The following is a 6,091-nucleotide window of genomic DNA, read 5'->3' on the forward strand; positions in this document are numbered from 1 at the left end:
CACGAACTTCGTCGGGCGGCTGAACAACAAGGACCTCAAGACCCTCGCCGGCGACAAGGGGGTCCCCGAGATCATTCGCAAGATGGCCAAGCGGACGTTCGACCTGCGCACCCAGCAGTCGGCGCCCTCGTTCAAGAAGAAATGAGCTTCACGGAGCCCCGATGCGCCTGCTGAGCGAAGTCCGGAACCTCATGGGGAGCTACCACGTGAAGTCCGGCATCTACCACTTCTACCGCAACGAGTTCAAACAGGCGGTGGACTTCTTCCGCAAGGCGCTCAAGGACGAGCCGAATCTCGCCGACTACGACCGGCGGACCGCGCGTTATTACCTGACGCAGACCTTCGTGCACTCCGCGGAGCGCATGGTGGTGAAGGGAGACCTCGAGGCCGCGGCCCGCGACTACCAGCGCGCCGCCGAGGTCAGCCCCGACTTCCCGGACATCCGATTCCGCCTCGGCCGCACCCTCGAGCAGCTCGACCGGCTCGACGAGGCGATCGAGGAGTACCGGCGCGCGATCCTCTCCAACGAGGAATACGACCACGCGCACACGGCGCTCGCCTTCTGCCTGCTGCGCGCCGGCCGGGACGACGAGGCGGCCGAGGCGTTCCAGCGCGTGCTGGACCTGCGCGTGGAGTCGCTGCGGGCCCCCTACGAGCGCGGGTTGCAGCGCTTGCGCGAGGGCATGAACGCGGAGGCCGAGGACTTCTTCCGCGAGGCGTTCCTGTCGGCCCCGTACAAGTTCGAGGACCACTACGCCGCGGCGCTGGGCCTGCTGAAGGCCGAGCAGTGGGAAAAGGCGCTCGACGAGCTCGACCGGGCGATCGCCCTGAACCCCAAATACGGCGACCTCCACAACTACCGTGGGGTCGCGCTTTGCGAGCTTTCCCGCCTCGACGAGGCGATCGCCGCATTCCGTCGCTCGATTGCATTGAATCCGGACTACCTCTCGGCGAAACTGAACCTCGCGTTCGCGCACCTGCGCGCGGCGCAATACAAGGAGGCGGAGACCCAGCTCGAGCTCGTGCTCGAGCAGGACCCGACCGTGACGGTGGCTTCCGTGAAGCTCGAGGAACTCCGCACCGGCCGCGCGAGCGAAGCGCGGCGCCAGCCTCCGCGGGGAGGGGCGCGATGAACGTCCGCGCCTTCGGGCTCACCGACGTCGGCCGCCGTCGCGAGGGGAACGAGGACGAGTTCCGGTTCGATCCGGGCCTCGGGTTCTTCGCCGTGGCCGACGGCATGGGCGGACACGCCGCGGGCGAGGTGGCCGCCCGTCTCGCCGTCGAGACGATGCTCGACGCGGTCCGGCGGCGCGCCGGCGACGGCTCGCTCCCCGATCCCCTCGTCGCGTCGACCTCGCTTCGCGAGGCGATCGACGAAGCCAACCGGCGGATCTGCGAGTCGATCTCCGCTCACGAGGAACAACGCGGAATGGGAACGACCGTGGCCGCCGTCCTCGCGGCGGGCGATCGCGCGGTCGTGGCGCACGTGGGCGACAGCCGCGTGTACCTGCTGCGCGACGGGCGCCTGCTTCGACTGACGAGCGACCACTCCTGGGTGAACGAGCAGGTCAAGCTCGGCCTTCTCAGCGACGACGCCGCCCAGCGCCATCCGATGCGCAACATCGTGACCCGGGCGCTCGGGAGCCGATCGGACGTCGACGTGGAGATCGCACTCGAGTCGATTCGGAGCGGGGACGTCCTGCTGCTGTGCTCGGACGGACTCAACACCATGTTGTCCGACGACGACATCCGGGATCTGCTCGGCGCCCACCACGACGACCCGGAGGCCGCGGCCCGGACTCTCGTGGCCGCGGCGAACGCGCGAGGGGGTGACGACAACGTCACCGTCATCGTGGTCCGTGTGGGTTGAGCGGAAAATGCGCCTAAGTGGCTTTCCCGCAACGGTTTCCGGTTGACGGACCGGACCGCGCCCTCTATATTCCCGGCGTTCTCATGAACTCACGGCGTCGTGGTGTACCGAGCGGTCTGGCCCTCGTCGGGCTCGTGGGCGCCCTCAGCGCCCCCGTGGCGTGGTCCGCCCCGGAGCCGTTCCCCACCGCCCGCCCGTCGACCCGGCTCCAGGCCGTCGCGGCGCTTTCGGCGGGTGCGCCGCTTCCCCAGGGGTGTGCCACGCTCCTGGCCGACGGGATCGAGACGGACCCCGCCCGCGCCACCCCCCCCGCAAGACGCGCCCTGGCGCTCCTCCAGGCCGATCGTCCTCTCGCCGGGGAGCGGCGTCATGTCGCCGCGGAAGGCGTGGTCGTGCGGTACGCCGCCGACCGAGGGGCGCTCGACCGGGTCGACGGCCCGGACGGCGACGCCGACGGCGTTCCCGACCTGGTCGAGGCGGCGGCCGCGGGGGCGCTCGCCGCGCGCGATCTCCTGGTCCGACGGCTCGAATTCCCCGCTCCCGGGCCGATCGAAGTCGTCCTGGCACGACTGGGCTCCGGGGTGGACGGCCTTCTGGCCACCTCCCGCGACGGGCACCGGATCGCCCTCGTGGATCCGTGGAACCGGGGAGGCGTCGACGGCGTCCGTCGCGCGGCCGCCCACCAGGTCGCGCACGCGATCGCCGATGCGCTCGTCCCCGGACCCTCCGGGGCGTGGTCGGAGGCGTTCGCGACATGGAGCTCGCTGACGCTCGACGCGGCGGACGAGAAGCCGCTCGCCCTCGTCGCCGGCCGCCTCGCCGGGCTCGACGGCGGCCTCGCCCCCGAAACGCTCGAGGAGGCCGCGGGGAACGCGGTATGGCTCGCGTTCCTGCACGAGGCGTACGGGCCGACGACCTTGCGCCTCGCGATGGACGAGCTCGGGCGCGGCGGGCAGGCATCCGCCGCATTCGAGCGAGCGCTGCGCCGCGGCGCGGGATCGGGCCTCGCGGAGGCGCTGCGCGAATTCCACGTGTGGTCGATCCTGACCGGAGAGAGGGACGACCGGCGGCACTTCGCCTTCGCGGAACACGTCCCCTCGCCGTCGTTCGCGGAGCGCGCCGACGGACTTCCGGCGGTGTCGATCCTCGGCGAGCCGGCGCTGGGCCCCGCGGGGCTGGCGCAGATCGCCCTGCGGGCGCCGGACGAGAAGGGTGGGTTGCTCGTCCGATTCGAAGGCGAATCGGGCGCACGCCTCGCCGCCGACCTCCTGCTCGTGCGCACGGACGGCTCCCTCCGCCGCGTGGCCCTGACCCTCGACTCCGAAGGACGGGGCGACGCCGCCGTTCCCATGCAGGGTCTGCGCGAGGTGCTCCTGCTCGTGCGCAACCTCGAGGGCGAGGAGGGCGCGGCGCGCCGGTTCTCGTGGTTCGCGAGCTCGGACCCGGCGTACCCGTGGGAGCCCGGATCGGTGAGCGCGGAGTCCGGCCCCGACGGCGTCCAGATCGTCTGGGAGACGACCTCCGAAGCGGCCGTGCTCGGCTTCAACGTCCTGCGCCGCCGCGAGGGCGACACCGCGGAGTCGCGCGTGAACCCGGTGTGGGTCCCTTCGATCGGCGACCGCTCGACCCCCGCGCAGTACGCCTTCGTGGACACGACCGCCGCGCCCGGCGTCGTCTACGAGTACCGCGTGGAGGCGGTGACTCCACTCGGTCTGGCCGCCACGAGCGACGCCGCCGTCGCCGCGCCTCGTCGCTGACGGCGCGCTGGCCCGACCTTCCGCCGCTGCGGTAGAGTCCCCCGCTCTTCGAATCGGAGGAACCGTCCGTGCGCTTCGCTTCCCCGGAGTCCGCGTTCCGCGAGGGCCTGCGGCGCGCCGCGATGCGTGCGTGCGGGATCGATCCCGCTTCGATCCCGCTGGCCTATCCGCCCTCCCCCGTCCACGGGGACCTCGCCTCCCCGTTGTGCTTCGAGCTCGCCAAGCTCGCGCGCAAGGCGCCGCGCGCCCTCGCCGACGCGATCGTCGCGGCGTGGGAGCCGGTCGAGGGGATCGCGCGGCTGGAGGTCGCGGGACCCGGATACCTCAACGCGTTCCTCGATCGGGCCGCGTACCTTCGGGCGTGGCTCGTCGAGACGCCGGCCGGAATCGGCGGCGAGGCCGGCAAGATCGTCGTCGAGCACACGAACATCAACCCGAACAAGGCGGCGCACATCGGACACCTGCGCAACGCGGTGCTCGGCGACACGCTCGTGCGTTTCCTCTCGCGCCTGGGGCGACGGGTGGAGGTGCAGAACTACATCGACGACACCGGAGTCCAGGTCGCCGATCTCGTCGTGGGGTTCCGGGTCCTGCGCGGCGAGGAGCTCGCGCAGGTGCGCGAGCGGTACGCCGAGCAGACCCTCGCGGCGCGGGGGGAGCGGTTCGACTACATCGCGTGGGACCTGTACGCGGAGGTGACCCGTTACTACGAGGAGGACGCCGCGCGCCTGGCCCACCGCGCGGAGACGCTGCACCTCATGGAGCAGGGGGGAAACCCCGTCGCCGAGCTCGCCGCGCACGTCGCGAAGCGGATGGTGCGCCACCACCTCGCGACGATGTTCCGCCTCGGCGTCCGCTACGACGTGTTGCCGAAGGAGAGCGAGATCCTCTCCCACCGGTTCTGGGAAGACGCCTTCGGCAGGCTTCGGGCGGCGGGGGCGGTCCACCGCGTCGAAGGGGGCAAACACGACGGCTGCTGGGTGATGGACCTTCCCGGTGTCGAGCAGGGCGCGGGCGAGGACCAGAAAATCATCGTGCGCTCCAACGGCACGGTGACCTACGTCGGCAAGGACATCGCCTACCAGATGTGGAAGTTCGGTCTGCTCGGGCGGGACTTCGACTACGCGCCGTTCGACTGGGGGAGCGACGCGCCGCTCTACCCCCTCTGGGAGACGGTCACGGGCGGCGACGGGGCGGCGCATCCGGCCTTCGGGCACGCGCACACCGTCTACAACGTGATCGACACGCGACAGTCGTACCTGCAGCGCGTGGTCGCCCAGGGGCTTCGCGCGCTCGGCCACGGGGACGAGGCGGAGCGCTCGATCCACTTCGCCTACGAGATGGTCGCGCTCACGCCCGCGGCCGTGCAGCACCTCTTCCCCGACTACCCCCTCACCGAGGAGGAGCGGGCCAAGCCCTACCTCGAGATGAGCGGCAGGAAGGGACTGGGGGTCCGCGCGGACGATCTCGTGGACGCGTTGCTCGCGCGGGCGGAGGACGAAGTCCGCAAGCGCAATCCCGATCAGGAGGCGGCGAAGACGCGGGAGACCGCGCGCCGCATCGCGGTCGGAGCGCTGCGCTACTACATGCTCCGCTTCTCGCGGAACCGCGTGGTCGCCTTCGACCTCGACGATGCGCTCGCCTTCGAGGGGGAGACGGGCCCGTACCTCCAGTACTCCGTCGTTCGGGCCCGGAACATCCTCGCCAAGCTCGGCTCGCGACGCGGCCTGGAGGAGACGGACGCCGCGTGGCTGCAGGCCAACGCCGATTTCAATTTCGTACCCGAGTCGGACCGCGCGTCGCACTGGGAGATCCCGGCCCTGCTCGGGCGGCTCGAGGCCGTGCTGGAGCAGGCGGTCTCCGCGCTGGAGTTGGCCGCGGTCGCCAAGCACGCCTATGTTCTCGCCCAGACCTTCAACTCCTTCTACCACCGGTGGCCGGTGGCCCAGGAGGAGGATGCCGGCGTGCGCAGGGCCCGGGCGGCGGTCGTCCGGCTCTATCACGACGGGATGGTCCATCTGCTCGGCCTGATGGGCATCGAGGTTCCCGAGCGCATGTAGGCGCGTGGGGAGGGCCGGCATGGGCCTCCGGTTCGTCGTCGTGGGCACGCTCGACGCCGCCGTGCGCGGCGAGCTGGAGGCGTTCGGCGGCGGATCGACGGTGATCGGGCCGGTCGATCCGGCGGCGGCGTCCCGGCTCCTGCTCGGCGGTTCCGCCGACGTCCTCGTCACCTCCGCCCAGTGGCGCGCGCATCCCGCGCCGCACCCGTTCCAGCAGATGCTCGACGCGGAGTTCGCGAGGGCGGTCCGCTACCGCCACTCCCTGGCGCTCCTGTCGATCGAGGTCGACGGCCTTCCGGGGCTGCGCGCCGCGCAGGGGGCGCCGGCGGTCGAAGCCTACGTCACCCAGCTCGACGCCGCGTTGCGACGCTCGCTGCGCGAGATGGACCTTCTCGCCCGGCTCG

General features: G+C 71.5%; 5 protein-coding genes. All 5 read left to right on the forward strand.

Going from position 1 to position 6,091, the window contains the following annotated elements:
- The first annotated feature begins 161 nt into the window (after positions 1–161).
- Positions 162–1,133 carry a tetratricopeptide repeat protein gene (locus VF139_05135; GenBank protein HEX6850772.1) on the forward strand — a complete coding sequence of 324 codons (972 nt, stop codon included), beginning with the start codon at positions 162–164 and terminating at the stop codon, positions 1,131–1,133.
- The gene (locus VF139_05140) at positions 1,130–1,870 is read left to right on the forward strand and encodes a Stp1/IreP family PP2C-type Ser/Thr phosphatase (protein HEX6850773.1); all 741 of its coding nucleotides are present in this window, start codon (positions 1,130–1,132) and stop codon (positions 1,868–1,870) included. Before VF139_05135 ends, VF139_05140 begins: the two co-directional genes overlap by 4 nt.
- An 83-nt stretch (positions 1,871–1,953) precedes the next feature.
- Positions 1,954–3,627, forward strand: coding sequence for a fibronectin type III domain-containing protein (locus VF139_05145; GenBank protein ID HEX6850774.1), 1,674 nt, complete (start codon positions 1,954–1,956; stop codon positions 3,625–3,627).
- 68 nt (positions 3,628–3,695) lie between these two features.
- Complete coding sequence (argS, locus tag VF139_05150; GenBank protein HEX6850775.1) at positions 3,696–5,687, forward strand: arginine--tRNA ligase; 1,992 nt, start codon at positions 3,696–3,698, stop codon at positions 5,685–5,687.
- Between the two features lie 19 nt (positions 5,688–5,706).
- Positions 5,707–6,091 (forward strand): hypothetical protein (locus VF139_05155; protein HEX6850776.1); only part of this gene is annotated, 385 nt, incomplete at its 3' end.

The organism is Candidatus Polarisedimenticolaceae bacterium (genome assembly GCA_036376135.1).
Lineage (GTDB): Bacteria > Acidobacteriota > Polarisedimenticolia > Polarisedimenticolales > DASRJG01 > DASVAW01.

Excerpts from the sequence above, each read along its gene's own strand:
- VF139_05140 (HEX6850773.1), top strand. The coding sequence starts at position 1,130 with ATGAACGTCCGCGCCTTCGGGCTCACCGACGTCGGCCGCCGTCGCGAG.
- VF139_05135 (HEX6850772.1), top strand. The coding sequence starts at position 162 with ATGCGCCTGCTGAGCGAAGTCCGGAACCTCATGGGGAGCTACCACGTG.
- VF139_05145 (HEX6850774.1), top strand. The coding sequence starts at position 1,954 with ATGAACTCACGGCGTCGTGGTGTACCGAGCGGTCTGGCCCTCGTCGGG.